This window comes from Lysobacter sp. H23M47 (genome assembly GCF_015209765.1).
GTDB classification, from domain to species: Bacteria; Pseudomonadota; Gammaproteobacteria; order Xanthomonadales; family Xanthomonadaceae; genus Novilysobacter; species Novilysobacter avium.
In genome coordinates this window covers 682798-708679 of the sequence record NZ_CP063658.1, presented here as the reverse complement: position 1 = coordinate 708679, position 25882 = coordinate 682798, and the positions used below count along the sequence as shown (strand labels likewise).

Below are 25882 nucleotides of genomic sequence, written 5' to 3'. Positions count from 1 at the left end.
GCCACATACCCTCCCCAACGCAGATCGACAGGATTCTCCGATGCCCTCCCCCCTTGCCCCGCCGCGCACCGATCCGGGGCAGCCACTTGCGCCGGACCTCAAACCCGTCCACGTGCACAAGTACGGTGGCAGCAGCCTTGCCGACGCGGCCCACTACCAGCGCGTGGCCGCTCTCCTCGACGAAATGGATGCGTCAGCGCCCGGCCTTCAGTTCGTCGTCGTCTCGGCGATGCACGGGGTCACCGACACCTTGATCGCCCTGGCTGAGGCCAGCATGTCCGCCACGGACTGGAAGCCTGCCTTCATGGCGCTTCGCCAGCGCCATCTGGACGCGGCCGATGTGCTGGACGCCGACGCCACGCATGGCCTCCACGCCTGGCTAAAAGCCCGGTTTGCCGAGCTCGGCGAGACGCTGACGGCAATGGCGTCGGGGCAGGCGCGCAGCGAGGCCGACATCGCCCGCGTGCATGGTCTGGGCGAGGTCTGCTCCTCGCGCCTGCTGCAGGTCGCGCTGGGCGGCGCCGATGCCGGCTGGGGCCGCCTGGACGCGCGCGACGTGCTGGTCGCCAACCCCGGCGAGCTGGGCGTCACCGTGGACTGGGAGGCCAGCCAGTCGCGCCTGGCACAGTGGTCGGAGCGCCAGGACTACTGCGCCCGTGGCCGCGTCATCACGGGCTTCATCGCCCGCGATGGGGAGGGCGCGAATACCACGCTGGGGCGCAATGGCAGCGACTATTCCGCGGCCGCGTTCGGGCGTCTTTTGCACGCCAACGAGCTCACCATCTGGACCGACGTCGACGGCGTGCTCAGCGCTGACCCCCGGCTGGTGCCGGATGCGGTGTGCCTGGATTCGATGTCCTACGCCGAGGCCAACGAGCTCTCGTATTTCGGTGCCAGCGTGCTGCACCCGCGCACCATAGCGCCGGCGCTGCAGGCCGGCCTGGCGATCCGCATCCGCAACACTTGCAACCCGGCAGCCCCCGGCACCGTGATCAGCCTGGCGTCTGCCGCGGCAGCCTCACCGGTGAAGGGCCTCAGCCTGGTGGAACGCATGGCCTTGCTGGAGCTCAGCGGCGCCGGCCTGATCGGGGTGCCTGGGACCGCCGAGCGGATGTTCGCGGCCCTGCATGCCGCCGGCGTCTCGGTGACGATGATCTCGCAGGGCTCCAGCGAGCATTCGATCTGCTGCGTGGTGCGCGAGGCGCAGGCGGCGCAGGCGCGCGAGGCGGTCGCCAATGCCTTCGCCGACGCCATTGAGAAAGGGCTGGTCGCCGGGGTCGAGGTGACGCCGGGCATCGTCATCCTCGCCGCCGTGGGCGACGGTATGGTCGGTTCCCCCGGTGTCGCCGCACGGCTGTTCGATGGTCTGGCAAAGGCTCGGGTCAACATCCGCGCGATCGCCCAGGGCGCCAGCGAACGCAACATCTCCGTGGCGCTGGACGCCGCAGATGCCGTGCGCGGTCTGCGCGCCGTGCACTCCGCGTTCTGGCTGTCACCGCAGACACTCTCCATCGGCCTCATCGGGCCGGGCAAGGTCGGTCGCGCCCTGCTCGGCCAGCTGGCCGATTCGCTGCAGCGCCTTGCCGGTGAGGGCCAGCGCGGCATCGACCTGCGCCTGCGCGCGATCGCCAACAGCCGCCGCATGAGCCTGGCGCCTCGCTACCTGCCGCCGCAGCAGGCATTGGAGGCGCTGGAAGCCGGCGAGGCCCTGGACCTGGATACGTTCGCCCATCACGTCCGCGCCAGCCATCTGCCGCACGCGCTGATCGTGGATTGCAGCGGCAGCGACGCCATCGCCGACTACTACCCGCAGTGGCTGGCCGCCGGCATCCATGTCGTGACGCCGAGCAAGCATGCCGGCAGCGGCGACCTGGCCCGTTACCAGGCAATCCGCGCCGCCACCCGCCACGGCGGCCGCTTCGGCTACGAAGCCACCGTCGGCGCCGGCCTGCCGGTGATCATGACCCTGCGCAACCAGCTCGACACCGGTGATGAACTGACCGCGTTCGAGGGAGTGTTGTCGGGGACGCTGGCGTGGCTGTTCAACCGCTTCGATGGCAGCGTGCCGTTCTCCGCGCTGGTGCGCGAGGCGCGCGAGCTGGGCTATACCGAACCCGACCCGCGCGATGACCTGTCGGGCATCGATGTCGCCCGCAAGCTGGTGATCCTCGCCCGCGAGGCCGGTCGCATGCTGTCACTGGAGGATGTCGAGATCGAGAACCTTGTGCCGCCGGCATTGCAGGACGTTCCGCTGGAGGAGTTCCTCGCCCGCCTGGAGGAGCTCGACGCACCGCTGCAGGCGCGACTTGAAGACGCGCTGGCCGGCGGCGGCGCCTTGCGCTACCTCGCCCGGATGGACCTCGAGGGTCGCGCGAGCGTCGCCCTGGTGGTGCCGCGGGCAGGACACGCCAGCCTGTACACCCGACTGACCGACAACCTGATCCAGTTCCACACCCGTCGCTACACCGACAACCCGCTGGTGGTGCAGGGTCCCGGCGCCGGCCCGGAGGTCACCGCGGCCGGCGTGTTCGGCGACGTGCTGGCGATTGCGCAAGCGCTCGGGGCACGACTGTGAATACGGATATCGACCGACCGAGGCAGACATCCGGCGCCGCCCCCCGCGCCGGTAGTCCAGGAGCTACGCCTCGCCAGGATGCCACCGCATTCGCGCCCGCCTCCGTGGGCAACATCGGCGTGGGTTTCGACCTGCTCGGCCACAGCATCGAGGGCCCGGGCGACCGCGCCTTCGTGCGTCGGATCGACGCGCCCACGGTGACCATCACCGGCATCGACGGCGACAGCGCCGGCGCAGCGCAGCTGCCGCGCGAGGCCGAGCGCAACACCGCCGGTCGCGCGCTGATGGAGTTGCGCGCGCAACATGGCATCGCGCACGGCTTCGAGCTGCGCCTGCGCAAGGGCATCCCGCTGGGTTCGGGTCTTGGCGGCTCGGCGGCCTCCTGCGTGGCGGCGCTGGTGGCGGCCAATGCGGTGCTGGACCAACCGCTGACGCGCGACCAGCTGTATCCGCTGGCCCTGCTGGGTGAGTCGGTGGCCAGCGGCAGCGTGCACGGCGACAACGTGGCACCGATGCTGTTTGGCGGTGTCGTGCTGGCGACCCCGACCCGTGCGATTCCGCTGTCGGCGCCGCCGCTGGTGTGCGCGGTGGTGCATCCGCACCACGTGCTCGAGACGCGGCTCGCGCGCGAAGCGTTGTCGGCGCCCTACCCGCTACGTCAGGTCGTCGAGCACAGCGAGCATCTGGCCCTGTTCCTTACCGGCCTGGCGCGCGGTGATCTCACCCTGATCGCCGAAGGCCTGCGCGACGTGCTGGTGGAACCCCGCCGCGCCTCGCTCGTGCCGGGCTTCGCCGAGGTGAAGGCTGCCGCGCTCGCCCATGGAGCCTTGGGCGCGAGCATCTCCGGCGCCGGCCCCAGTGTGTTCGGCTGGTTCATCAGTACCGGACAGGCGCAGACCGCCGCTACCGCGATGCAGGCCGCGTTTGCCGCGGTCGGCCTGGACAGCGACGTGCACCTGTCGCCCATCAACGGCCCGCGCGCGGAAGTGGTCGCATGAAGTTCGCCAGCACCCGTGGAGAGTCGCCCGAGGTCGGAATCGATGATGCACTGGCGGCCGGACTGGCGCCCGATGGCGGCCTGTATGTACCTCTAGCGATTCCGGAGGCAGACATGGACAAGGCCGGCGCCACGCTCGCCGATACCGCCGCCGCGTTGCTCGCCCCGTACTTCGCCGGATCGCGTCTGGAGGCGCAACTGGCGGACATGTGCCGCGCGGCTTTCGATTTTCCGGTGCCGCTGCGCCCGTTGCAGGGCGCCGGCGACTACCTGCTCGAGCTCTTCCACGGGCCGACGGCCGCGTTCAAGGACATCGGCGCGCGCTTCCTCGCCGAAGCACTCTCGCGCCTGCGCGAATCGGGCACGCCACTCACCACCATCCTGGTCGCAACCTCCGGCGATACCGGTGCTGCGGTCGGCGCGGCATTCCACAGGCGTGAGGGATTCCGCGTGGTGATCCTGTATCCCGATGGGCGTGTCTCGCCGCGCCAGGCGCATGGGCTGGGCTGTTTCGGCGACAACGTGCAGGCGCTCCGCGTCGAGGGCACGTTCGATGATTGCCAGCAGCTGGTGAAGCAGGCGCTCACCGATGCCGGCCTGCGCGAGACGATCACGCCGGGGTCGGCCAACAGCATCAGCCTGGGCCGGCTGCTGCCGCAGATGGCGTACTACGCCCACGCCTCGTTGCAGTTCCGGGCCGACCACGGCACGTCGCTCAACTTCGTTATCCCGACCGGGAACCTGGGCAACGCCCTCGCCGCATGGCTGGCGCGCAGCATGGGCCTGCCGATTGGGGACATCGTGATCGCCAGCAATGCCAACGACGTATTGCCACGCTACTTCGACGGCGCGGACTACCGCCCACAAGCCGGCAAGGCGACCCTCGCCAATGCGATGGACGTCGGCGCACCGAGCAATTTCGAGCGCCTGCGCTGGTGGCATGCCGACGACGCCGCGGTGCGTGCATCGCTGCAGGCCTGCAGCGTGGACGACGGCCAGATCCGCGCAGCCATTGCCGCTGCGCCCGCCCGGCATGGACTCGTCCCGTGCCCGCATACGGCGGTGGCGCTGCACGCACTCGAGATGCTGCGCGTCCAGGGCGATAAGCGCCCATGGGCGGTCGTAGCCACCGCGCACCCGGCCAAATTCGAGACCGTGGTCGAGCCCCTTGTCGGCCACGAGCTGGAGCCACCGCCCGCGCTCGCCGCCGCACTCGCGCGCGCCGCGACGGCCACGCCACTGGGTCTCGACTACGCGGCATTCCGTGACTGGTTGCTGGAATCCACGGCAGACCCGTGATCGCGCGATACCAGCGTCGCGATGTCAGCGTGCAGTCGCGTCCGTGGGGTGCGCTCCTTGGCCACGCCACCTCAAGCTCAACGCTTTCCCTGTCGACATCGACCCGGGTGCACGGCTTCCTGCACCCCCGCATGGCATGCACGGTCGAAACCGGCTAGCGTGGCTGGATGACTATTTCCCGCATCCTTCTGCCGGCGACTTTCGCCGCCGCCCTCGCCGCCTGCAGTCCATCGGCGACCGATACCACCACTACCACCACCGCTGCCGACACACCGTCTGCGGCGACCGCCGATCCGCAGCAGGCGTTTTTCGACCGCCTCACCGCGCTGTGCGGCAAGGCGTTCGAGGGCAGCGTACTGACCGATCGGCCGGTCAGCGACGGTCCGGACCCGTTCCGCGACCAGACCCTGACCATGCACGTGCGCGAGTGCAGCGACCGGGAAATCCGCATCCCCTTCAACGTCGGCGACAACTACTCGCGCACCTGGGTCCTGACCCGGACGGGTGACGGCCTTCGCCTGAAGCACGATCACCGGCTGGAGGACGGCAGCGACGACCCGGTGACCATGTACGGCGGCGAGACCGCAAACCCGGGCAGCGCGAACAGGCAGGAATTTCCGGTCGACAGCTTTTCCCAGGCAATGTTCACCCGCGAAGGCATGGACGTATCCAATACCAACGTGTGGGCGATCGAGATCGAACCGGAGAAGCAGTTCGTCTACGAACTGGCGCGCACCGGCGAGGACCGCATGTTCCGGGTCGGCTTCGACCTGACCCGGCCGATTGCCACGCCGCCGGCGCCGTGGGGCGGGGAAGCCGTGGTCGAGGCCGGTGACGCGGAGAAAAGCGGCACAGCTGCAGACTAGCCGAGGCGCCGGGGGTGGACGCCCTTGGCCGCGAATGTCCCCCGGCACCGGTAAAGCCGGTGCCTCCTCCTTTACTTCGCCCCAAGGACACCCACCCCCGTCGTTCCAGCGTGGCTGGTGCTTGTAGAGGCGAACCGTCAGCAAAGGCGTGGCCTGTGTGTCTTCCGGGCGAAATAAAGGAGGAGGCGCCCGCCGCAGGCGGGAGCCGGGGGACATTCGCCCGGAAGACATGCAGGTCACGCCCCCTCGGTCGACCACAATCACCCCAGCGATCACGCATTGCTTTAACTAACCCCGGAGTCCGGCGAACACCCACGAAAAAGGCCACCCCAAGGTGGCCTTTTTCATTTCCTGCAATGATCCTGCTGCCGTTTCTCCGACGGCAAGTCACTGGCTGGCGTGCTTACTTCGCCAGCAGCTTCGCAATCGCCGCGCCCAGGTCACCGGGTGACTTGACCGTGGTCACGCCCGCCTTCTCCATCGCGGCAAACTTGCCCTCCGCGGTGCCCTGACCGCCCGAGGCGATCGCACCGGCGTGGCCCATGCGCTTGCCTTCCGGGGCGCTGGCGCCGGCGATGAAGCCGACCACCGGCTTGGTCACGTACTGGGCGATGAACTCGGCCGCCTCTTCCTCGGCGCTGCCGCCGATCTCACCGACCATGATGATGCCTTCGGTCTGCTCATCGTCCTGGAACAGCTTCAGGCAGTCGATGAAGTCAAGGCCGTGGATCGGGTCGCCGCCGATGCCGATGACCGTCGACTGGCCCAGGCCCACGTCGGTGGTCTGCTTGACCGCCTCGTAGGTCAGGGTGCCGGAGCGGCTGACGATGCCGATCTTGCCCACGGTGTGGATGTGGCCGGGCATGATGCCGATCTTGCACTCGCCGGGGGTGATCACGCCGGGGCAGTTCGGGCCGATCAGCACGACGTCTTCGTAGTCGTTGAGCACGTTCTTGACCCGCAGCATGTCCAGTACCGGGATGCCCTCGGTGATGCACACGATGACGGTGATGCCGGCGTCGGCGGCTTCAAGGATCGCGTCGGCGGCGAACGCCGGCGGCACGTAGATGACCGAGGCGTCCGCACCGGTCTGCTCGACCGCGTCGGCGACCGTGTTGAAGACCGGCAGGTCCAGGTGCGTGGTGCCGCCCTTGCCCGGGGTGACGCCGCCGACGACCTTCGTGCCGTACTCGAGCATCTGCTCGGCGTGGAAGGTGCCCTGCGAGCCGGTGAAGCCCTGCACGATCACCTTGGTGTTCTTGTTGATCAAAACGCTCATGTATATCGAATCCTGGTGATGTGGTCAGGCGGCAACGGCGGCGACGGCCTTGCGGGCGCCATCGTTGATGTCATCGGCGGAGGTGATCGCCAGGCCGGAGTTCTTCAGCAGCTCCTTGCCGGCATCCACGTTGGTGCCTTCCAGACGCACGATCACCGGCACCTTGACGTCCACTTCCTTGACCGCGGCGATGATGCCCTCGGCGATCATGTCGCAGCGCACGATGCCGCCGAAGATGTTGACGAAGATCGCCTTCACCTTGTCGCTGGACAGGATCAGCTTGAACGCCTCGGTCACGCGCTCCTTGGTCGCGCCGCCGCCCACGTCGAGGAAGTTGGCCGGCTCACCGCCTTCCAGCTTGATCACGTCCATGGTCGACATCGCCAGGCCTGCGCCGTTGACCATGCAGCCGATGTTGCCGTCCATGGTCACGTAGTTCAGGTCGTGCTGGCTGGCTTTGACCTCGGTCTCGTCTTCCTGGCGGATGTCGCGCATGTCGGCCAGGTCGGGATGACGGTAGGTCGCGGTGTCATCGGAATTGATCTTGCCGTCGAGCACGGCGAGGTCGCCGTTGGTCAGGATCGCCAGCGGGTTCAGCTCGACCAGCGCCAGGTCCTTCTCGTGGAACAGCTTGAACAGCCCGGTCATGATCTTGGTCAACTGGTTGACCTGCCTGGCGTTCAGGCCCATGTCGAAGCCCAGCGCCCGGCACTGGTAGGGCTGGAGGCCTTCCACGTAGTTCACGTGGATGGTCTTGATCGCCTCGGGCTTCTCGGCGGCGACCTGCTCGATGTCCATGCCGCCTTCAGCGGAGGCGATGAAGGTCACCGTCTGGGTGCTGCGGTCGACCAGGACCGACAGGTAGAGTTCCTTGTCGATGTCGGTGCCTTCGCAGATCAACACCGAGTCGATGGGCAGGGCGACGCCGGCGGTCTGGTAGGTCTCCATCGAGGTACCGAGCATCGCCTTGGTGAACTGCTTGACCTCGTCAAAGGTCTTGGCCAGCTTGACGCCGCCGGCCTTGCCGCGGCCGCCGGCGTGGATCTGCGCCTTCACCACCCACAGGTCGCCCGGGATGGACTTGGCCGCTTCGACCGCTTCTTCAGGAGTGCGGGCGATGCGCCCGGCCGGCACGGCAATGCCGTAGTCGGCAAACAACTGCTTTGCCTGGTATTCGTGAAAATTCATGCGTCACCGAGGGGAGTGGAAGACATCCCTCGCTGGCGCAGCCGGAAACGGCTCGGGAGCGAGGGGCCCGCTATTGTGGCCGATCGCGCCGCCCCCCGCAAAATCCGGGCTGGCCGCGATCGCAACACGCGTGCCTATACTCGTGCGAACCAACACTGCCCAAGGATGAACCGCGTGTCGCCAGCCCTCGCCGTCCAGCCCAACGACGACGCCGACAGCGCGCTGCGCCGCGAACTCTACTTCTTCACGCTTTACCGGCTGCTGGAAGGCTCGCTGCTGGTACTGGTCCTGTTCGGGCCGGTGACGGACATGCTCGAGCCGCCCAGGCACGACCTGCTTGCGCGGGTGGTAGCGCTGTCCTACCTGTTCCTGGGCGCCGTCCTGTTTGCGTTCGGTCGTCGTGGCGAACTGCGTGGACAGGCACTCGTGGGCATCTGCTGCGACCTGCTGTTCGGGATCCTGGCGATCCATGCGATCCCTGTCGCGGGCACCGGTATCGCCCTGATGCTGCTGTTCAACGTCGGCGCCGCGGCGCTGCTGCTGCCCCCGCGTTTGGGCCTGGGCGCAGCCATGGTCGCGGTGGTCGGGATCGTCGGTGAACATTTCTGGGCCGTCCTGCTGGATGAAAGTGAAAGGGCGATCACCGAGCCGTTGATGTTCTCGGTCGGGTATCTGGCGGTAGCCACCACGACCAGCATCCTGGGCCGGCAGATGCGCGACAGCTACGAACTGGCCGAGACCCGCGGGGTACAGACCGCGCATCTCACCGAGGTCAACGAGCTGATCATCCGTCGCCTTCGCACCGGCGTGCTGCTGGTGGACGGCCAGAACCGGGTGCAGCTGGCCAACGAGGCCGCGCTGCTGCTGCTGGGCGAAGCCGGCGATGGCCATCGCGACCTGGCGCTGGCACTGCCAGAACTCTCGCGCCGCCTTGCCGCGTGGCGCGAGTCGGGCGTGGTCGACGACGGGCCGCTGCAGGTGGCGACCGACCAGAACGACGTGATCCCACGCTTCACCCGCCTGCTTGCCGGCAGCGACCAGACCCTGGTGTTCCTGGATGACACGTCGCTGCTCTCGCGCCGTGCCGAATCCATGACCCTGGCAACGCTGGGACGGTTCTCCGCCAGCCTGGCACACGAAATCCGCAACCCGCTGGCGGCGATCAACTACGCGGTGCAACTGCTGGAGGAGTCCGACGACATTGCCGTTTCCGACCGCCGCCTGCTGGAAATCATCCGCCAGCAGGGCCAGCGCATGAACGGCATCGTCGAGAACGTCCTGGGACTGGCGCGGCGCGAACCGGCCTCACCCGATTACGTGGACCTGGTCGCACTGGTGAACCGATTCGTCAACGAGTACCGCGCCGGCCATCCGCTGGAAAACGACACCCTCGTCGCGACGTCGGAGCGGCCGGAGGTGCAGGCGCTGGTCGATCCGCGTCACCTGCTGCAGGTGCTGACCGTGCTGGTGCACAACGCGCTGACCTACGGGCGCATGCCCGGCGAGCCGGCGCGGGTGAGCGTCCACATCCACCACGACGAGCGCCGGCATCCGCTCATCGATGTCATCGACCGCGGACCGGGAATTCCCGAGCGCGTCGCCCAACAGCTGTTCCAGCCGTTCTTCACCACCTCCGGCCACGGCACCGGGCTGGGCCTGTACATTGCCCGCGAGCTCATCCGTGCCAACCAGGCCTCGCTGGACTTCATCGCCCTGCCCGCCGGGGGCAGCTGTTTCCGCATCCGCTTGTCGGCCACTGCCTCCCTGCGTCGTGATCGCTTAAGCTAGCCTTCATGATCGGAGGACGGGATGGCTGAGACACGCAGCGCTTTGATAGTCGATGACGAGCGCGATATCCGCGAGTTGCTGGTAATGACCCTGGGCCGCATGGGACTGCGCTGCGATACCGCATCCAGCCTGGGCGATGCCCGCGCGCACCTGGCCCGCAACCGCTACGACCTGTGCCTGACCGACATGCGCCTGCCCGACGGCTCCGGCATTGACCTGATCGCCGAGATTTCCGAGCAGTTCCCCGACACGCCGGTCGCGATGATCACCGCCTTCGGCAATGTGGACGCCGCGGTGGAGGCGCTCAAGGCGGGCGCGTTCGATTTCGTCGCCAAGCCGGTCGAACTGTCGGTGTTGCGCGACCTGGTCCGCCATGCGCTGGACCTCAAGGAGAAGCCGGCGGTACGGGCCAACCCGGAAAACGTGGCCACCCGCCTGTATGGCGAATCGCCCGCGATGCAGCAGCTGCGCGAGACCATCACCAAGGTCGCGCGCAGCCAGGCCCCGGTGTACATCGCCGGCGAGTCGGGCGTGGGCAAGGAACTGGTTGCCCGCACGATCCACGCCGAGGGCAGCCGCGGCAGCGGTCCCTTCGTGCCCGTCAACTGCGGCGCGATCCCCAACGAGCTGATGGAAAGCGAGTTCTTCGGCCACAAGAAGGGCAGCTTCACCGGCGCCCATGCCGACAAGCCCGGCCTGTTCCACAGCGCCGACGGCGGCACCCTGTTCCTGGACGAAGTCGCCGAACTGCCGCTGCCGATGCAGGTCAAGCTGCTGCGCGCGATCCAGGAAAAATCGGTGAAACCGGTGGGAGCCAACGCCGAGGTGATGGTGGATGTACGCATCCTCTCGGCCACGCACAAGGATCTGGCCGGCATGGTTGCCGAGGGCCGCTTCCGCCAAGACCTCTACTACCGGATCAATGTGATCGAGCTGCGCGTGCCGCCGCTGCGCGAGCGTCTGTCCGACCTGCCGGGCCTGTGCGCGAAGATCGTCCAGCGCCTGGCCTCCGACCTGGGCCGCGAACCGCCGGCGCTTTCCGCCGAGGCCATGGACGCCCTTGGCCAGTACGCCTTTCCGGGCAACGTGCGCGAGCTGGAGAACATCCTCGAACGCGCCATGGCCATGGCCGACGGCGACCGGCTCGAGGTGCATGACCTGCACTTGCCGCAGGCGAGCGCGGCCCATGCCACGCCGCGTCAGGCACCGCGCGAGCCCGGCGTTGCGCCATTGCAGCCACCCGCGCCCGGCTCCCAGACGCCACAGGCGGCGGCCGCCGCGGCGGGGATCGACCCTCGCACCATCGATCCGCGCGACACCGCGACCAGCGCGTTGCCTTCGTACATCGAGGAAATCGAGCGCGCCGCAATCCAGCACGCGTTGCAGGAAAACCGCTACAACAAGACCCGTACCGCCGCGTCGCTGGGCATCACTTTCCGCGCGCTGCGCTACAAGTTGAAGAAGCTGGGCATCGACTGACCGGCGCTCCGGTGCGCTCGCTGCGCGGGGCTGGCGGCGGATTGCCTGATCGATCGGAGGCGCCCATGCCGGTGGCCGTTAAACTGGCCGTCTTGCCCCGATCAAAGCCACCATCTTGACCAACGCTGACTCCACCCTCTCACGCCCGTCGGCCAGTACCGACCATCCCGACCCGACCGCCCTGTCCGAGCGCCTGCAGGTGGCGCTGGATTTGCTCGAGGCGGTGGCCGCCGATCGCACCCTGCTGGACGAGCTACCCAAAGCGGATCGCTCCCGATTGCACCAGGCGGTCGCGAGCGTCTATCACCCCGAGCCCGGACAGCGCCGGCAGAAGCTCAAGGCGAAGGAGCGCGAGCGCAACGCCGAGAACATCCGCCGCGCGGACGAGGTCCTGAACCAGACCGGCATCCGCGCGCTGCGGCGCAAGCCTGTGTTCACTGCCTTGAACTACTTCCCGCCGCCTGGCACGGACGGCCAGCCACAGACCGATGCAGACGCCGCCGGCGCGGAATCCCCCGAGTTGCTGCACTGCTACGTGTGCAAGCAGAAATACACGCGCGTGCACCACTTCTACGACCAGCTGTGCCCCGAGTGCGCGGCGTTCAACTTCCGCAAGCGCACCGAGCTGGCGGACCTGAGCGGCAGGGTCGCCCTGCTGACCGGTGGCCGGGTCAAGATCGGCTACCAGGCCGGCCTGAAGCTGCTGCGCGCCGGCGCCGGCTTGATCGTCACGACCCGCTTCCCGCGCGACTCGGCCGCACGCTACGCCCAGGAGCCGGACTTTGGCGAGTGGTCTGACCGGCTGGAGATCTTCGGCCTGGACCTGCGCCATACCCCCAGCGTGGAAGCCTTCTGCGCCGAGCTGGTGGCGACGCGGCCGCGGCTGGACTTCATCATCAACAATGCGTGCCAGACGGTGCGGCGTCCGCCGGAGTTCTACGCCCACATGATGGCCGGCGAGACCGCTGCGCTGCGCGATACGCCCGAAGCGGTGCGCCAGCTGATCGGCGGATACGAGGGCCTGCGCAGCCAGGATCTGCTCGGTGAGGCCACCGCGTCGGTGCAGGCCGCGGCGGCACGCGGGGAAATGGCAAACACCGGCAGCCAGATGGCCGGGCTTGTGCGTGCCGCCGAGCTCTCGCAGGTGCCGCTGCTGGCCGAGGAGCTGCTGGGCCAGAAACACCTGTTCCCGGAAGGCCGGCTGGACCAGGACCTGCAGCAGGTGGATCTGCGCGGACGCAACTCCTGGCGCCTGCAGATGCACGAGGTCCCGTCGGTGGAACTGCTGGAAGTGCAACTGGTCAACGCGATCGCGCCGTTCCTGATCAACGCCCGGCTCAAGCCGCTGATGCTGCGCACGGTCGACGGCGAGGAACCGACCCGCGACAGGCACATCGTCAACGTGTCAGCGGTGGAGGGGCAGTTCTATCGCAACTTCAAGACCACCCGCCACCCCCACACCAACATGGCCAAGGCCGCGCTGAACATGATGACGCGCACCTCGGCCGCGGATTACCACGGCGACGGCATCCACATGAACAGCGTCGACACCGGCTGGGTGACCGACGAGGATCCGGCCGAGCTGGCGGCGCGAAAGACGCTTGAGGAGCGCTTCCATCCGCCGCTGGACATCATCGACGGCGCGGCGCGGATCGTGGATCCGATCATCGACGGCTTCAACACCGGCACCCATGTGTGGGGCCAGTTTTTGAAGGACTACAAACCGACCGATTGGTAGCGGTTGCAGCGGACAGGGCTTTAGGGGCCGCGAACTGCGGGCGTTCGCAGCGAATGTCCCCCGGCCCCCGCCTGCGGCGGAGGCCTCCTCCTTTACTTCGCTCCGAACGCCCGCAGCTCGCGTCTGCGTGGCCGGACTGCCTGCTGGCGCAGCCCACGGTGCATCAACTACCGCCGCTGCACGGACAGCGGGTGTGGATGCCCTTGGGTGTGAAATAAAGGAGGAGGCACCAGCTTCACCGGTGCCGGGGGACATTCACACTCAAGGGCATCCACGCCCGCCTCCGATGTCCACCACGGCTCCCATTCGCAGGTCGCGGCATGAGCTACCGCGTGTCAGCCACCCCGGAATCCTCGCTGCCGGCGTTTTTCACGTACTTCTCCAACCACGCATCCTCTTCGGCCAGCATGTGCATGATCGACTCACGCGCGCGGTAACCGTGCGACTCGTTGGGCAGCATCACCAGCCGCGCATTGCCGCCCAGGCCCTTCATCGCCGCGAACAGGCGCTCGCTCTGGACCGGGAACGTGCCCGAGTTGTTGTCGTCCACGCCGTGGATGATCAGCAGCGCGTCCTTGATCTGGTGCGCGTAGTTGAACGGCGACATCTGCATGTAGGTGTCCTGCGCCTGCCAGTAGTTGCGCTCCTCGGCCTGGAAACCAAACGGCGTCAGACTGCGGTTGTAGGCGCCGCTGCGGGCGATGCCGGCCTTGAACAGGCGGGTGTGGGCAAGCAGGTTGGCGGTCATGAAGGCGCCGTAGGAATGGCCGCCAATGGCCATCCGGTTGCGGTCGGCCACGCCGCGGCGGACCACTTCGTCCACCGCCGCCTCGGCGCCGGCCACCAGTTGCTCCAGGTAGGTGTCGTTGGGTTCGCGGTCGCCCTCGCCGACGATCGGCATGGTCGGGCCGTCCATCACCGCGTAGCCGCGGGTCAAAAAGGGCAGCGGTCCCCAGTAGCTGATCGCGTTGAAGCGGTGGGGTGATCCGGTCACCTGGCTGGCCGCATCAGCGGACTTGAACTCGCGCGGGTAGGCCCACAACAGGGTCGGCAGCGGGCCGTCGCGCTTGGCGTCGTAGCCCGGCGGCAGGTACAGGTTGGCGGTCAGCTCGACGCCGTCCTTGCGCTGGTAGCGGATCTGCTCCTTCTGCACGTCGCGCAGTTGCGGGGTGGGATGCGGGAAGTCGGTCAGCGCAACCGGCGCAGCGTCCGCGTTGCCGAGCTCGCGCAGGTAGATATTGGCCGGCTGTTTGGGCGACTCGCGCGAGCTGAGGATGCGTTTGCCGTCGTCGTCCAGCATCGCCACCGGGGCCTCGTACCACGGCGCCTGCGAGTGGAACAGGCGCGTGGCCTGCTTGTCGGCGAGGCTGAAGCGGTCAAGGAACGGCCGGTCACCCTCGTCCGAGGCACCGGCGCCCATCAGGAAGATGCTGCCGCCATCGCTGGATACCACCAGGCGCTGGTTGCCGGCGGCGTCGGGGCGGGTCACCGGGGAACCCGGGTCGCTGTAGCGGTCCTCGTAGGAGCGATCGAAGATCAGCTCCGCCGCCTGCGCGGGCTGTCCCGGGGCGATGCGCCACTGCCGGGTCTGGCGGGTCTTCCACCAGAACTCGTCGATCAGCGCGAGGTCATCGCGGCCCCAGGTGGCGCCGGCGTAGCGCAAGCCCAGGCGCGCCAGTTCCACCGGCTTGCCACTGAACGGAGCGGCGTGGGCGAACACGGCGTCGCGCACGTCCACGTCACGCGCCGGATCGCCGCCGTCCTGGGCTTCGGCCCAGACCAGGGTAGCTGGCGCATCACTGCGCCACGAGATGCGGCGCACGCCGGTGGCGACCGCGTCGTTGCCGGTCGGCAGTCCTTCCACCAGCGGAAGGCGGGCGACCGTATGGACTCGCTTGCCGTCGCGGTCGAGCACCTCGATGCGGCGCGGGAAACGCGAGAACGGCACGAGGTAGGAGAACGGACGTTCCACCGTCTGCACCAGCAGGTGCCTGCCGTCGGGCGACGGCGATGCGCCGATGAGCAGGTCGGGCTTGCCGAGCAATGTGAGCTTGCCGGCGAGGTCCACGCGGCCGAGCTGGCTGGTCAGGTAGTGGGCGAAGATCGCCGCGTCCTGCTCGTTCTTGAGCAGGTCCTGGTAGGTGCGGATCGAGCGCACCTCCGCGCCCTGCTCGGTTTGCTGGATGCTGGGACCGGCCGGGACGCCATCGGCGTTTGGCGCGGGTCCCTGGCCGTGCGGGCGCAGGGTCACCAGCAGGCCGCGGCTGTCGGGCAGCCAGTCGAAACCGGTCCCCGCCACCGTATTCAACGGCTGTTGCAACAGTCGATGCGCCTTGCGCGAGGCGGCCTCGACGATCCACAGCTCGACGTGGCCGGAGGCGTTGTCGACGTGGGTGAAGGCGATGTGCTTCTGGTCCGGCGCCCAGGACAGGTCGGCCAGCTTCAGGTCCGCGGGCAGGCCGGTGACCGGCAGTTCCTGGCGCTTGGCGATGTCCAGCAACTGCAGGTCCGATCCGAACGAGAACGCGCTGCTGGCGTAGGTGCGCGGGTTGATCCGCGTGCCGGCCAGCTTCAGCTCCGGCTGCGCGACCACGTCGATGCCCGGCAGCGCCGGGGTCTTGAGCAAGGTCGCAAAGTCGCGGTTCGGACTCAGCCGGACCTGCGGCTGGCGAGGCGCGTCGACCAGCGCCTGCAAGGCATCCACGGGCGACTGATAGCCGCCCTGGTCATCCAGCGCAGCGGTCTGGGCGAGCGCCGGGGTGAGCAGTGCGAAGGGCAGCAGGGCAGCCAGCAGGCCGATGGCGGTTGAGCGCCGCTTGGGTTTGGTCATGGGATTCCCGGGAAGATGTCGGTGAAATGCGGATAGTGGTGCGTCGTGTCGCCGATGCGGGCCCGCGACGCTGGAGTGACCGTCAAACTCCCACAGTTGCTGAATCCCGGCCAGTGAAGGAAGTCCCGATGCGGCGCCGAGCCGGTTCAAGGCGTTGCACAAGCCGTTACAATGACGCGGTCCGCCGAGGGGCGCTGCGACCGTCGCTACAGGGACGGCCAGGCTTGGCAGGATCGATCGAGACCATCCGTGGTCTCTGTCCGCTACAACGGCGCCCGGTTGCGACCACCCTCCCCGCTTGACGCACCGCACGGGTGCCACGGGATCGAACCGGAGCTGGACCATGAAAGACACCACCCGCACCTTCTCCACAGAAGGCGACTACAAGGTTGCCGACATCAAACTGGCCGACTGGGGCCGCAAGGAATTCGACATCGCCGAGCACGAGATGCCCGGCCTGATGTCCATCCGCGCCAAGCACGCCGCCGACAAGCCGCTGAAAGGCGTGCGCGTGACCGGCTCGCTGCACATGACCGTGCAGACCGCCGTGCTGATTGAAACCCTCAAGGACATCGGGGCCGACGTGCGCTGGGCCTCGTGCAACATCTTCTCGACCCAGGACCACGCCGCCGCCGCGATCGCCGCAGCCGGCACCCCGGTGTTCGCCTGGAAGGGCGAGACGCTGGAGGAGTACTGGGACTGCACCCTGGCCGCGCTGAGCTTCCCGGACGGCAAGGGCGGCTATCTCGGGCCGCAGTTGGTGGTGGACGACGGCGGCGACGTGACCCTGCTGATCCACAAGGGCTACGAGCTGGAGAACGGCTCCAAATGGGTCGATGAGAAGGCCGCCTCGCACGAGGAGCAGGTGATCAAGAACCTGCTCAAGCGCGTGGCCGTCGAGCGCCCGGGCTTCTGGCACACCGTGGTCAAGGACTGGAGGGGCGTGTCGGAGGAAACCACCACCGGCGTGCTGCGCCTGTACCAGCTGGCCGAAGCCGGCTCACTGCTGGTGCCTGCGATCAACGTCAATGACTCGGTCACCAAGTCCAAGTTCGACAACCTCTACGGCTGCCGCGAATCGCTGGCCGACGGCCTCAAGCGCGCGATGGACGTGATGCTGGCCGGCAAGGTCGCCGTGGTCTGCGGCTATGGCGACGTCGGCAAGGGCTCGGCCGCCTCGCTGCGCGCGTACGGCGCCAGGGTGATCGTTACCGAGATCGATCCGATCTGCGCGCTGCAGGCGGCAATGGAAGGCTTCGAGGTCACCACGGTGGAAGACACCCTGGGCCGCGGCGACATCTACGTCACCACCACCGGCAACAAGGATGTGCTCACCATCGAGCACCTCCAGAACATGAAGGACCAGGCCATCGTCTGCAACATCGGCCACTTCGACAACGAGATCCAGGTCGACGCGCTCAAGGGCCTCAAGGATGTCGAGCAGATCAACATCAAGCCGCAGGTGGACAAGTTCGTGTTCGCCGACGGCCGCGCGATCTTCCTGCTCGCCGAGGGCCGCCTGGTCAACCTGGGTTGCGCGACCGGGCATCCGAGCTTCGTGATGTCCAATTCGTTCTCCAACCAGACCCTGGCCCAGATCGACCTGTGGGAAAAGAAGGACAGCTACGAGAAGAAGGTCTACATCCTGCCCAAGCACCTGGACGAGGAAGTGGCCCGTCTGCACCTGGAGAAGATCGGCGTGAAGCTGACCAAGCTGAGCGCGGAGCAGTCCGCCTACCTGGGCGTACCGGTGGAAGGTCCGTACAAGTCCGATCACTACCGCTACTGATCGGGCGGGCGTCCAACGCCGCATGAAGAACGGGCGCCCCGCGGCGCCCGTTTTTTGTTGCGGGCCGGTGTTGACCGGTCTGCGTGCTTTGCGACGCGGGCAACTACCGCAAGCCTGCCGCGCTGACCCCGCACGCCGCTAGAGGCTTGCCGGCGCGGGTCCGCATCACGGCCGCCAGTTGGCGTTGTTCTCCCAGAACTCCACTGCCAGCCGGTACGCCTCGCGGTCCAGCGGCACCCCCGAGCCACCCTCCTCCACACCCAGCGCGTTGCGCAGCATGGTGATCGGCGCCATCGGGATTTCCTCCGGCGTCATCGTGTACAGGCAGCCCACCACGCCCCAGTCCGCGTCCACCGCGGTGCCTTCTTTCGCCAGCTGATCGCGGCTGTAGAGGATCACCACCAGGTACTCCGCCACCGGCGGCTCCAGGCCCTCGAACCAGCGCACCAGCACCGGCAGTTCCCTGCGCGAGCGCGCTTCGTACGCCGACCGCAGCAGATGGCAATTGTCCTGCGTGATCGGCGCGGTCAGGCAGCGCGTGGACGTCCAGTTCCGGTGGACGTGCAGCTTGCAGAACGGCGCGTAGCCCTCAAGGATCCTGAGCGGCTCGTGCTCGTTGAGGTGGCGCTCGAACTGCTCCGGCGTGCAGTCCTGGATGGTATTGCCGCGCGGGGTGCGCGGGAACAACCGGGTAACGGCAAACGGGGTCAGGACGATGGACATGCGCGACACGGGTTGACTGGAGACCCGGCAAGGGTAGCCGCTGCACCGCGCGGTTGCAGAAGAACGCCCGCGGCTTCCGGCCGGCTCCAGCGCGGCAACCCGGCGCGCTGACGATCAACGGGAGCGCGGCGGCTAGAGCGCCAGCCGCTCGCGCAATTCCCGTGCCTGCCGCCGCGACACCTCCACCTGGCTGCCATCGTCCAGGCCAAGGTCGTAGCCGTCGGCGACCGACGGCTCCACCGTGCGGACCATGCGCAGGTTGACCAGGGTGTTGCGGTTGGCGCGGAAGAACAGGCCGGGCTGCATGCGCGCTTCAAGCCCGCTGAGGCTGCGCGCCAGCAGGGCGTTCTGGTCGCGGAACCAGACCCGGGCGTAGTTGCCGTCGACCACGATCCGGCGGATTTCGCCCAGGGCGACAAACCAGCAGCGCTCGCCGTCGCGCAGGAACACCTGGTCGTGGGCCGCCAGCAGGTCCGTGCCCCGACGCCCGGGCGCGCGCGCCGCGTCCTGCTCGCCCAGCTGGGCACGGGCCTTGTCCAACGCGGTCGCCAGGCGTGCCGCCGCGACCGGCTTGAGCAGGTAGTCGAGCGCATTGGCTTCGAATGCCTGCACCGCGTACTGGTCGTAGGCGGTGACGAACACCACCGCCGGCAGCGGGTCCAGGCCGTCGAGCACGTCAAAGCCACTGCCCGAGGGCAGCTGGATATCAAGCAGGATCAGGTCGGGGTGCAAACGCGCGATCGCCTCGCGGGCGGCAGGAACGTCCTCGGCCTCGCCCACGCACTCGACGTCCGCAGACTCGGCCAGTAGCGTGCGCAGCTCGCGCCTCGCCAGCCGCGCATCCTCCACGATGAGCACCCGCAACGGCCCGCTCATTGCGGGACCACCAGGCTGGCGACCATGGTGTCTCCCTTGTGTTGCAGGTCGACGGTGCCTGCACCGAGTTGCGCCTGCAGGTAGGCCAGCCCGACGCCGTGGCCGGACGCGGCGCGGGTCAGCGGGACCGGATTGGTGACAGTGACGTGCAGCGCCGCTCCCGCGCGATTCAGGGCGATGGTGATCTCGCCGCCACCGGGAATGACGGCGATGCCGTGCTTGATCGCATTTTCCACCAGCAGCTGCAGCGCCATCGCCGGCAGTGTGGCTTGCAGGGTATCGGGCGGCACCTCGCGCACGACGCGCAGCCGGTCCTCATAGTGGACCGCCTCCACCGCCAGATAGTCCTCCACCACTTCGAGCTCGCGCGCGACAGTGACCTCGGTGTCTCCGGAATGCTCCAGCGCATGACGCAGGGTGTTCGACAGCCGGGTGACCAGTTCACGCGCACGCGCCGGGTCCTCGTTGATCAGCGCGCGCAGGTTGTTGAGCGCGTTGAAGACGAAATGCGGATTGAGCCGAGCCTTGAGCGCATCGCGTTCCAGCAGATGGTGGCGCGCCTCCGCGCGCAGCCGCGCCAGCTCGCTCCGGCGCGCCTGGCGCACCGAATGGGCGCCGGCCCAGATTCCGGTCCACAGGGCCAGCACGACCGCGGTATTGGTCCAGTACATCAGCGTCGCGGCGGGGCGATAGGCCGACAGGCCGCCGGCGACCTCGACCCAGCCCAGGGCGATCGACGGGACCAGAATCGCCGCCAACGCCAGTTGCGCCAGCGTCGTCCCGATCACCACCGACGCCAGCAGCCGCGTTGCCAATACCCATAAGCCGCGCTCCCACCACCCCAAGCGCGCGGCCCGGGCGCGGATCGCGCCGCTGACCAGCCAGAGCAGCGCGCCCAGCGATACGCTGATCAGCACCATCGCCGGCGACATCGCCGAGAACGCGGCGGCCATGCCCAGGCTCAAGCCGATGTAGGCGCTCCACGCGAGCGCGTTGAGCATCCAGAAGCGGCGGGTTGGCAAGGCATCTTCCACGGCGTTGTCCACGTTCAGGCCGGGCGGCGCGGGCCGCCCGCACCTCGGTGCATCAAGGGGTCGAGGGCGAGACAAACCCGCGTATCTGCGCCTGCACCCACTGCGGATCGTCCCACATCAGGAAGTGGTAGCCCCCCTGGCTCATCTCGATGCGTGCGCTCGGCAACTTGGCGTACTGGTCGGCGAAGATCTTGCGCGTCGATTCGATGCTCGCGCCGTAGGGTTTGTAGGCTGCCCAGCTGCCCAGCACCAGGGTCGGCACGCCGATGGCACCGAGCTCGCCACGCAGGTCGGTGGTCATGAGCTCATACATGGCCTGGGCGGTGGTCGCACGGTCGCTGTCACGTCCCCACGTCTTCAGGGTCTCGACCCGCTCCGGCGCCCGGGTCATGCCCAGCAGCGAAGCCTCGGCCTGGGCGAAATACATCGTCTGGTCCAACGCCAGCATGCCGGCGCGCATCTGCTCGGCCATCGGTCTGGTCGTTGCCACGGTCGCGGCCGGATTCTGCGCGGCGGCGAAATACGGCAGGCTGTCGACGATTACCAGCCTGGCCACCGCGTCGGGTTGCTTGATCGCCATCTGCAGGGCCAGCGTTCCGCCCAGGCTGTGGCCGATCACCGTCAGCCCTTGCAGGTCGTGCTCGACGACGTAATCCAGCAACCCGTCGCGCATCACCGGAAGGAAGTCCTCGCCCTCCACCGGCGCCAGGCCGGCGAAGCCCGGCAACTGGACCAGGTGGCATTGGATCGGCATGGCGCTGGCGCCATCAGCGGCCGGCTGGCGCAATGCATGGCAGGTCTCGCGCCAGGTGTCCGCGCCACTGTTGAGGCCGGGAATCATCAGCACCGGCGCGCCTTCGCCGACCACTTCGATACTGATGCCGTGGTGATCCAGCGGCGCTGCGGTGGCGCCGAGCGAGGCCACAGCAAGAATCGCCGCGGCCACGGCGGCCGGGGTGCGCTTTCGGAAACGGGTGAGGGAATGGGCTGGCTGATTCATCGCTGCGGCTCCTTGTTGTCGTGATGCAAGCATCGCCGCATCCACTACCGCCGTGTTGCGCCGGGTGACCAGCGGTCGCGATCGGCTGCAGACGGCGTTTGGGAGCGCCCGGCGGGAACGGCCCGCGCAATCGGCCCGGAAACCCGATTCCATTTACATCCATCACGATAGAGCGATATATTGCCCGCCTACCCGTGACGCAGCCTCCGCATGATCGCGACCAGTTTCGAGTTCTATCCGCCCAAGACCGACGAGCAGCGCAAGCAGCTGGACCGCACCGCCGGCAGGCTCAAGTCGGCGACTCCGGACTACGTGAGCGTGACCTTCGGCGCCGGCGGCTCGACCCTGAGCCATACGCCGGAGACGATCGAGCGCCTGCAGGGGCACCACGCCCTGGAGGCGGCGCCGCACATCAGTTGCATGGGCGGCAGCCGCGAGGAGATCCGCGCGCAACTGCAGCGCTACATGGGCATGGGCGCCAGGCGGCTGGTGACCCTGCGCGGCGACCTGCCCTCGGGCATGGCCAGTCCGGGCGACCTGCGCTACGCCAGCGAACTGGTCGAGTTCATCCGCGACGAGACCGGCGATCATTTCCGCATCGAAGTCGCGGCCTACCCGGAGATGCACCCGCAGGCCCGCGACGCGCACGCCGACCTGAAGCATTTCATCGGCAAGGCGAAGGCCGGCGCCGACGGCGCGATCACCCAGTACTTCTACAACGCCGACGCGTATTTTCGCTTCGTCGACGACGTGCGCGCGGCGGGAGTGGATATCCCGATCGTGCCGGGCATCATGCCGATCTCCAACTTCAGCCAGCTGCGGCGGTTCTCGGAGATGTGCGGGGCCGAGATCCCGCGCTGGGTCACCCAGCGGATGCTCGCCTACGGCGATGACGTCGCCAGCGTGCGCGCGTTCGGGACCGACGTGGTGGCCCAGCTGTGCCAACGCCTGATCGACGGCGGCGCGCCGGGCATGCACTTCTACACGCTCAACCTGGCCAGGCCTACCCTGGCCGTGCTGGCGCGGCTCGCGTAAGCGGTCAACCGCGCCTCAGCCGCGGCTGGCCTCCAACGCCTGGCTGAGGTCGGCGAGGATGTCATCGATGTGCTCCAGCCCGATCGACAGCCGCACCATGTCCTCGCTGACGCCGGCCGCGGCCAGTTCCTCGGCAGTGAGCTGACGGTGGGTAGTCGATGCCGGGTGGCAGGCGAGCGACTTCGCATCGCCGATGTTGACCAGGCGCACGATCATCTGCAGCGCGTCGATGAAGCGCGCCCCCGCCGCGGCCCCGCCGTTGATGCCGAAGGTGAGGATGCCTGCCGGACAGCCGCCCATATAGCTCTGCGCGAGCGCGTGGTCGGGATGCTCAGGCAAGCCGGCGTACTTCACCCAGGCCACGTGGTCGTGCGCCTGCAGGAACTGCGCGACCTTCAGCGCATTGGCGCAGTGGCGCTCCATACGCAGCGCCAGCGTCTCGATCCCCTGCAGCACCAGGAACGCGTTGAACGGCGACAGCGCGGCGCCGGTATTGCGCAGCGGCACGACGCGGCAGCGGCCGATGAACGCGGCGGGGCCGAACGCTTCGGTGTAGACCACGTCGTGGTAGGACGGGTCGGGCTCGTTGAGCATCGCGAAGCGCTCCCTGTGCTCGGCCCACGGGAATTTGCCGGAATCCACGATCGCTCCGGCAATCGTTGTCCCGTGGCCGCCCATGTACTTGGTCAGGGCGTGCACCACGATGTCGGCGCCATGTTCGAACGGGCGGCACAGGGCCGGGGTCGCCACCGTATTGTCGACGATCAGCGGAATGCCGTGACGATGCGCCATGTCCGCCAGCGCCTGGATATCGACGATGTCGCCGCCGGGATTGCCGATGGACTCGCAGAACACCGCCCTGGTGTTCTCGTCGATCAGGGCCTCCAGCCCGGCGATGTCGTCGTGCGAGGCGAGCCGCACCGTGACGCCCTGACGCGGGAAGGTGTGGGCGAACAGGTTGTAGGTGCCGCCGTACAACTTGCTCACCGAGACGATGTTGTCGCCCTGCTGGGCGATGGTCTGGATCGCATAGGTGATCGCCGCCATGCCCGACGCCACCGCCAGCGCGCCCACGCCGCCCTCCAGCGCCGCGACGCGCTCCTCGAGCACCGCGTTGGTCGGGTTCATGATGCGGGTGTAGATGTTGCCGGGCGTCTTCAGGTCGAACAGGTCGGCCGCGTGCTGGGTGCTGTCGAAGGCGTAGGACGTGGTCTGATAGATCGGTACCGCCACCGATTTGGTGGTCGGATCGATCTCGTATCCGGCGTGGATCGCGAGCGTTTCAAACTTCATTGGCACACCCTCTTCGTGGTCGTCATTCAGTGGCATCCACGTCAATGTAACGACAACAGCCGCTGCAGCATGCCGCCTGTGCCAACGCTGTATTTCATTTGCTCCACCAATGCGCCGGAATCCGCCGCGCGCCCTTCCATCGCCCCGCCGCGACGCCGGCCGGTAGTAACCTGCACGGATGTCCCCGGCATCAATCAACCTGCTGCGTGCCGCGCTTATGGCCAGTGTTCTGGTCACTGCCGGCGTGGCACCGCGCGTTGTCCAGGCGGCGATCTATCGTTGTCAGGCGCCGGACGGCGGCATGGTCTACACCGATCGCCCCTGCTCCGAACTTGGCGCGACGCCTTCCCCGGCAGGCGATCTCCCTATCGGGCAGGCGGGCCAGCGTCGCCGGGCACCGCCGCGCTTTGGCTGCGCACGCAATCTTCCTGAACTGGTGCTGCGCGTCGCCAACGCGATCAACCAGCAGGACACCAACCAGCTGGCCGGCGTCTACCACTGGGCCGGCATGTCCGGCGGCCAGAGCGTCGCCATCCTGCGTCGGCTGGATGCGGTGGCGCACCGGCCGCTGGCCGGCATCGTGCAGGTCGGTCCGCAAACGATGCCGTCGGTCGATGGCGTGGTCAGCGACGAGGAGTACTACGCAAAACGCCCGATCAGCCAGACACCCGTGGCCCTGCGCATCGAGCAGTCGACCGGCGACGGGATCAGTCCATCCAACACCGTGTTCGGACTGCAACGCCACTTTGGCTGCTGGTGGATCCGCGGCTGAGCGGTGGGTGGTTCAGCGGATCCGCACCCAGCGCCTACAATGCCGCGATGACGACGCTCTTCATCTCCGACCTGCACCTGGACGCGGAACGCCCGCACATCACCGAGCTGTTTGGGCGCTTCCTGGACGCGGAAGCGCGCGGCGCGGACGCGCTCTACATTCTCGGTGACCTGTTCGAGGCGTGGATCGGCGATGACGACCCTTCCCCCACCGCCACTTTTGTCGCCGACCGCCTGCGCGTGGTCGCCGATGGCGGAACGCCGGTCTGGTTCATGCACGGCAACCGGGATTTCCTAGTGGGCCAAGCTTTCGCCGACCGGGCGGGAATGACGATCCTGCCCGACCCCACCGTCGTCGATCTGTATGGCAAACCGGTGCTGCTGATGCACGGCGACACGCTGTGCACCGATGACGTCGCTTACCAGCAGTTTCGAACGCAGACGCGCGATCCCGTGTGGCAGGCGCAGTTCCTGGCCCAGCCACTGGCCGCGCGGATCGCTTTTGCCAAGCAGGCGCGCGAGGCCAGCAAGGCGCACCAGTCGGGCCTGGGCTCGCAAGGCACGATGGAAACGATTACCGATGTCGCGCCCGCCGCGGTCGCCGCCGCCTTCCAGCAATTCGGCGTCGAGACGCTGATCCATGGACATACCCATCGGCCGGCAGTGCACGCGCTGGACGTGGACGGTCGCCCGCGCGAGCGCATCGTGCTGGGCGACTGGTACGAGCAGGGCTCGGTGCTGCGGGTCGACCGCCAGGGGCACCGCCTCGAGGCGCTCGCCTGAGAGGCTGGACGGCGAAACAACACCCGTGAGGGTCAGTCCTCGGCGCTGGCGCAGCCGGTCAGCTGGCGCTCGCCGTCGCTGAAGGTCGCGGTGTAATCGTAGTCCTGGTCGGACATCGAATCCTCGCAATGGCCCGGCGTGATGATGAGCACGAAGTCCTTGCCGTCATGGACGCCGCGGAACTCGACATCCGTCGCGGTGTCAGTTCGCGTCGCCGCCAGTTCGACGCCGGGCTGGGTATCGGGCGTGTTGTAGAGCAGCTTGTCCCCGGCGACCTCGACCGACCAGAACGGCTCGTTGCCACGCGCATGGAAACCCGCTGCCCGATCGCCATCGAGAGCCGCCTCGCCATCGGCCGGCGCTACGAATACCGGCGGTGCGCTCCCGGCTCCGCTCTCTGTCGTGGACGCCGCCGGCGCGGGCGCGTCGGGATCGCATCCCAGCAAGACAGCGCCTGCGGCAAGACCGCACAGCAACACCGCCAACGCACGCAGATGATTCATGGCAACGCCCTCCCGATTGGATGCGCTGAGCTTAAC

At 67.9% G+C, this 25882-nt stretch carries 20 protein-coding genes and 1 riboswitch; of the genes, 11 read left to right on the top strand and 9 right to left on the bottom strand.

Features of this window, described 5'->3' with window-relative positions; genetic code table 11:
* The first annotated feature begins 40 nt into the window (after positions 1-40).
* The 4 genes from thrA to INQ43_RS03155 all read left to right on the top strand — a co-directional run bounded on the left by thrA (position 41) and on the right by INQ43_RS03155 (position 5737).
* Positions 41-2575, top strand: a complete 2535-nt coding sequence (gene thrA / locus INQ43_RS03170) for a bifunctional aspartate kinase/homoserine dehydrogenase I (protein WP_194037081.1) — start codon at positions 41-43, stop codon at positions 2573-2575.
* 104 nt (positions 2576-2679) lie between these two features.
* Positions 2680-3573, top strand: a complete 894-nt coding sequence (locus tag INQ43_RS03165; protein WP_255518472.1) for a homoserine kinase — start codon at positions 2680-2682, stop codon at positions 3571-3573.
* Positions 3570-4871 carry a threonine synthase gene (gene thrC, locus INQ43_RS03160; protein WP_194037080.1) on the top strand — a complete coding sequence of 434 codons (1302 nt, stop codon included), beginning with the start codon at positions 3570-3572 and terminating at the stop codon, positions 4869-4871. Before INQ43_RS03165 ends, thrC begins: the two co-directional genes overlap by 4 nt.
* Positions 4872-5038: 167 nt before the next feature.
* Positions 5039-5737: a hypothetical protein gene (locus INQ43_RS03155; RefSeq protein WP_194035059.1), complete on the top strand. Its 699-nt coding sequence runs from the start codon at positions 5039-5041 to the stop codon at positions 5735-5737.
* A 403-nt stretch (positions 5738-6140) separates the two neighbouring features.
* Here INQ43_RS03155 and sucD read toward each other — a convergent pair whose 3' ends face one another.
* Complete coding sequence (gene sucD / locus INQ43_RS03150; protein WP_194035058.1) at positions 6141-7016, bottom strand: succinate--CoA ligase subunit alpha; 876 nt, start codon at positions 7014-7016, stop codon at positions 6141-6143.
* 24 nt (positions 7017-7040) lie between these two features.
* On the bottom strand, positions 7041-8204 hold the full coding sequence (gene sucC / locus INQ43_RS03145; RefSeq protein ID WP_194037079.1) for an ADP-forming succinate--CoA ligase subunit beta: 1164 nt from the start codon (positions 8202-8204) through the stop codon (positions 7041-7043).
* Between the two features lie 174 nt (positions 8205-8378).
* Here sucC and INQ43_RS03140 point away from each other — a divergent pair, with 174 nt between their 5' ends.
* The 3 genes from INQ43_RS03140 to INQ43_RS03130 all read left to right on the top strand — a co-directional run bounded on the left by INQ43_RS03140 (position 8379) and on the right by INQ43_RS03130 (position 13209).
* Entirely contained in the window at positions 8379-9992 is a 1614-nt protein-coding gene (locus tag INQ43_RS03140) for a HAMP domain-containing sensor histidine kinase (RefSeq protein WP_228062603.1), read from the top strand.
* Between the two features lie 21 nt (positions 9993-10013).
* Positions 10014-11471 carry a sigma-54 dependent transcriptional regulator gene (locus INQ43_RS03135; protein ID WP_194037077.1) on the top strand — a complete coding sequence of 486 codons (1458 nt, stop codon included), beginning with the start codon at positions 10014-10016 and terminating at the stop codon, positions 11469-11471.
* Positions 11472-11652: 181 nt separating this feature from the next.
* Positions 11653-13209 (top strand): SDR family oxidoreductase, encoded by a 1557-nt coding sequence (locus INQ43_RS03130; RefSeq protein ID WP_194037544.1) that lies wholly within the window; start codon positions 11653-11655, stop codon positions 13207-13209.
* A 325-nt stretch (positions 13210-13534) separates the two neighbouring features.
* Here INQ43_RS03130 and INQ43_RS03125 read toward each other — a convergent pair whose 3' ends face one another.
* On the bottom strand, positions 13535-16039 hold the full coding sequence (locus tag INQ43_RS03125) for a prolyl oligopeptidase family serine peptidase (protein ID WP_194037076.1): 2505 nt from the start codon (positions 16037-16039) through the stop codon (positions 13535-13537).
* A gap of 180 nt (positions 16040-16219) precedes the next feature.
* Positions 16220-16323, top strand: a riboswitch (S-adenosyl-L-homocysteine riboswitch).
* A 59-nt stretch (positions 16324-16382) separates the two neighbouring features.
* Between INQ43_RS03125 and ahcY the strand changes: the two genes are divergently transcribed.
* Entirely contained in the window at positions 16383-17828 is a 1446-nt protein-coding gene (ahcY, locus tag INQ43_RS03120; protein WP_194037075.1) for an adenosylhomocysteinase, read from the top strand.
* A 165-nt stretch (positions 17829-17993) separates the two neighbouring features.
* Here ahcY and INQ43_RS03115 read toward each other — a convergent pair whose 3' ends face one another.
* From INQ43_RS03115 to INQ43_RS03100, 4 genes are all read right to left on the bottom strand, one after another.
* Positions 17994-18551 (bottom strand): DUF3228 family protein, encoded by a 558-nt coding sequence (locus tag INQ43_RS03115; protein ID WP_194037074.1) that lies wholly within the window; start codon positions 18549-18551, stop codon positions 17994-17996.
* 132 nt (positions 18552-18683) lie between these two features.
* Positions 18684-19427, bottom strand: a complete 744-nt coding sequence (locus INQ43_RS03110) for a LytTR family DNA-binding domain-containing protein (protein WP_194035051.1) — start codon at positions 19425-19427, stop codon at positions 18684-18686.
* Positions 19424-20449, bottom strand: a complete 1026-nt coding sequence (locus INQ43_RS03105) for a histidine kinase (RefSeq protein ID WP_228062602.1) — start codon at positions 20447-20449, stop codon at positions 19424-19426. The genes INQ43_RS03110 and INQ43_RS03105 overlap by 4 nt, the downstream gene beginning before the upstream one ends.
* Before the next feature lie 64 nt (positions 20450-20513).
* Entirely contained in the window at positions 20514-21461 is a 948-nt protein-coding gene (locus tag INQ43_RS03100) for an alpha/beta hydrolase (protein WP_194037073.1), read from the bottom strand.
* A gap of 210 nt (positions 21462-21671) precedes the next feature.
* Here INQ43_RS03100 and metF point away from each other — a divergent pair, with 210 nt between their 5' ends.
* Positions 21672-22496: a methylenetetrahydrofolate reductase [NAD(P)H] gene (gene metF, locus INQ43_RS03095; protein WP_194037072.1), complete on the top strand. Its 825-nt coding sequence runs from the start codon at positions 21672-21674 to the stop codon at positions 22494-22496.
* Between the two features lie 15 nt (positions 22497-22511).
* Here the strand turns inward: metF and INQ43_RS03090 are convergent, their stop codons facing one another.
* The gene (locus INQ43_RS03090) at positions 22512-23789 is read right to left on the bottom strand and encodes a bifunctional O-acetylhomoserine aminocarboxypropyltransferase/cysteine synthase (RefSeq protein WP_194037071.1); all 1278 of its coding nucleotides are present in this window, start codon (positions 23787-23789) and stop codon (positions 22512-22514) included.
* Between the two features lie 178 nt (positions 23790-23967).
* Here INQ43_RS03090 and INQ43_RS03085 point away from each other — a divergent pair, with 178 nt between their 5' ends.
* Positions 23968-24561, top strand: a complete 594-nt coding sequence (locus tag INQ43_RS03085) for a DUF4124 domain-containing protein (RefSeq protein ID WP_194037070.1) — start codon at positions 23968-23970, stop codon at positions 24559-24561.
* Positions 24562-24608: 47 nt separating this feature from the next.
* Positions 24609-25343: a UDP-2,3-diacylglucosamine diphosphatase gene (lpxH, locus tag INQ43_RS03080; RefSeq protein ID WP_194037069.1), complete on the top strand. Its 735-nt coding sequence runs from the start codon at positions 24609-24611 to the stop codon at positions 25341-25343.
* A gap of 32 nt (positions 25344-25375) precedes the next feature.
* On the opposite strand, the gene INQ43_RS03075 is transcribed toward lpxH, so the two are convergent.
* Entirely contained in the window at positions 25376-25846 is a 471-nt protein-coding gene (locus tag INQ43_RS03075) for a hypothetical protein (RefSeq protein ID WP_194037068.1), read from the bottom strand.
* Positions 25847-25882: the final 36 nt, after the last annotated feature.

Bases quoted from the DNA above. Each gene is read 5' to 3' on its own strand.
- thrA (WP_194037081.1), top strand. From the start codon at position 41: ATGCCCTCCCCCCTTGCCCCGCCGCGCACCGATCCGGGGCAGCCACTT.
- INQ43_RS03135 (WP_194037077.1), top strand. From the start codon at position 10,014: ATGGCTGAGACACGCAGCGCTTTGATAGTCGATGACGAGCGCGATATC.
- thrC (WP_194037080.1), top strand. From the start codon at position 3,570: ATGAAGTTCGCCAGCACCCGTGGAGAGTCGCCCGAGGTCGGAATCGAT.
- INQ43_RS03075 (WP_194037068.1), bottom strand. From the start codon at position 25,846: ATGAATCATCTGCGTGCGTTGGCGGTGTTGCTGTGCGGTCTTGCCGCA.
- INQ43_RS03085 (WP_194037070.1), top strand. From the start codon at position 23,968: ATGTCCCCGGCATCAATCAACCTGCTGCGTGCCGCGCTTATGGCCAGT.
- lpxH (WP_194037069.1), top strand. From the start codon at position 24,609: ATGACGACGCTCTTCATCTCCGACCTGCACCTGGACGCGGAACGCCCG.
- metF (WP_194037072.1), top strand. From the start codon at position 21,672: ATGATCGCGACCAGTTTCGAGTTCTATCCGCCCAAGACCGACGAGCAG.
- INQ43_RS03090 (WP_194037071.1), bottom strand. From the start codon at position 23,789: ATGAAGTTTGAAACGCTCGCGATCCACGCCGGATACGAGATCGATCCG.
- INQ43_RS03110 (WP_194035051.1), bottom strand. From the start codon at position 19,427: ATGAGCGGGCCGTTGCGGGTGCTCATCGTGGAGGATGCGCGGCTGGCG.
- INQ43_RS03155 (WP_194035059.1), top strand. From the start codon at position 5,039: ATGACTATTTCCCGCATCCTTCTGCCGGCGACTTTCGCCGCCGCCCTC.
- INQ43_RS03100 (WP_194037073.1), bottom strand. From the start codon at position 21,461: ATGAATCAGCCAGCCCATTCCCTCACCCGTTTCCGAAAGCGCACCCCG.
- INQ43_RS03115 (WP_194037074.1), bottom strand. From the start codon at position 18,551: ATGTCCATCGTCCTGACCCCGTTTGCCGTTACCCGGTTGTTCCCGCGC.
- sucC (WP_194037079.1), bottom strand. From the start codon at position 8,204: ATGAATTTTCACGAATACCAGGCAAAGCAGTTGTTTGCCGACTACGGC.
- INQ43_RS03125 (WP_194037076.1), bottom strand. From the start codon at position 16,039: ATGACCAAACCCAAGCGGCGCTCAACCGCCATCGGCCTGCTGGCTGCC.
- ahcY (WP_194037075.1), top strand. From the start codon at position 16,383: ATGAAAGACACCACCCGCACCTTCTCCACAGAAGGCGACTACAAGGTT.
- sucD (WP_194035058.1), bottom strand. From the start codon at position 7,016: ATGAGCGTTTTGATCAACAAGAACACCAAGGTGATCGTGCAGGGCTTC.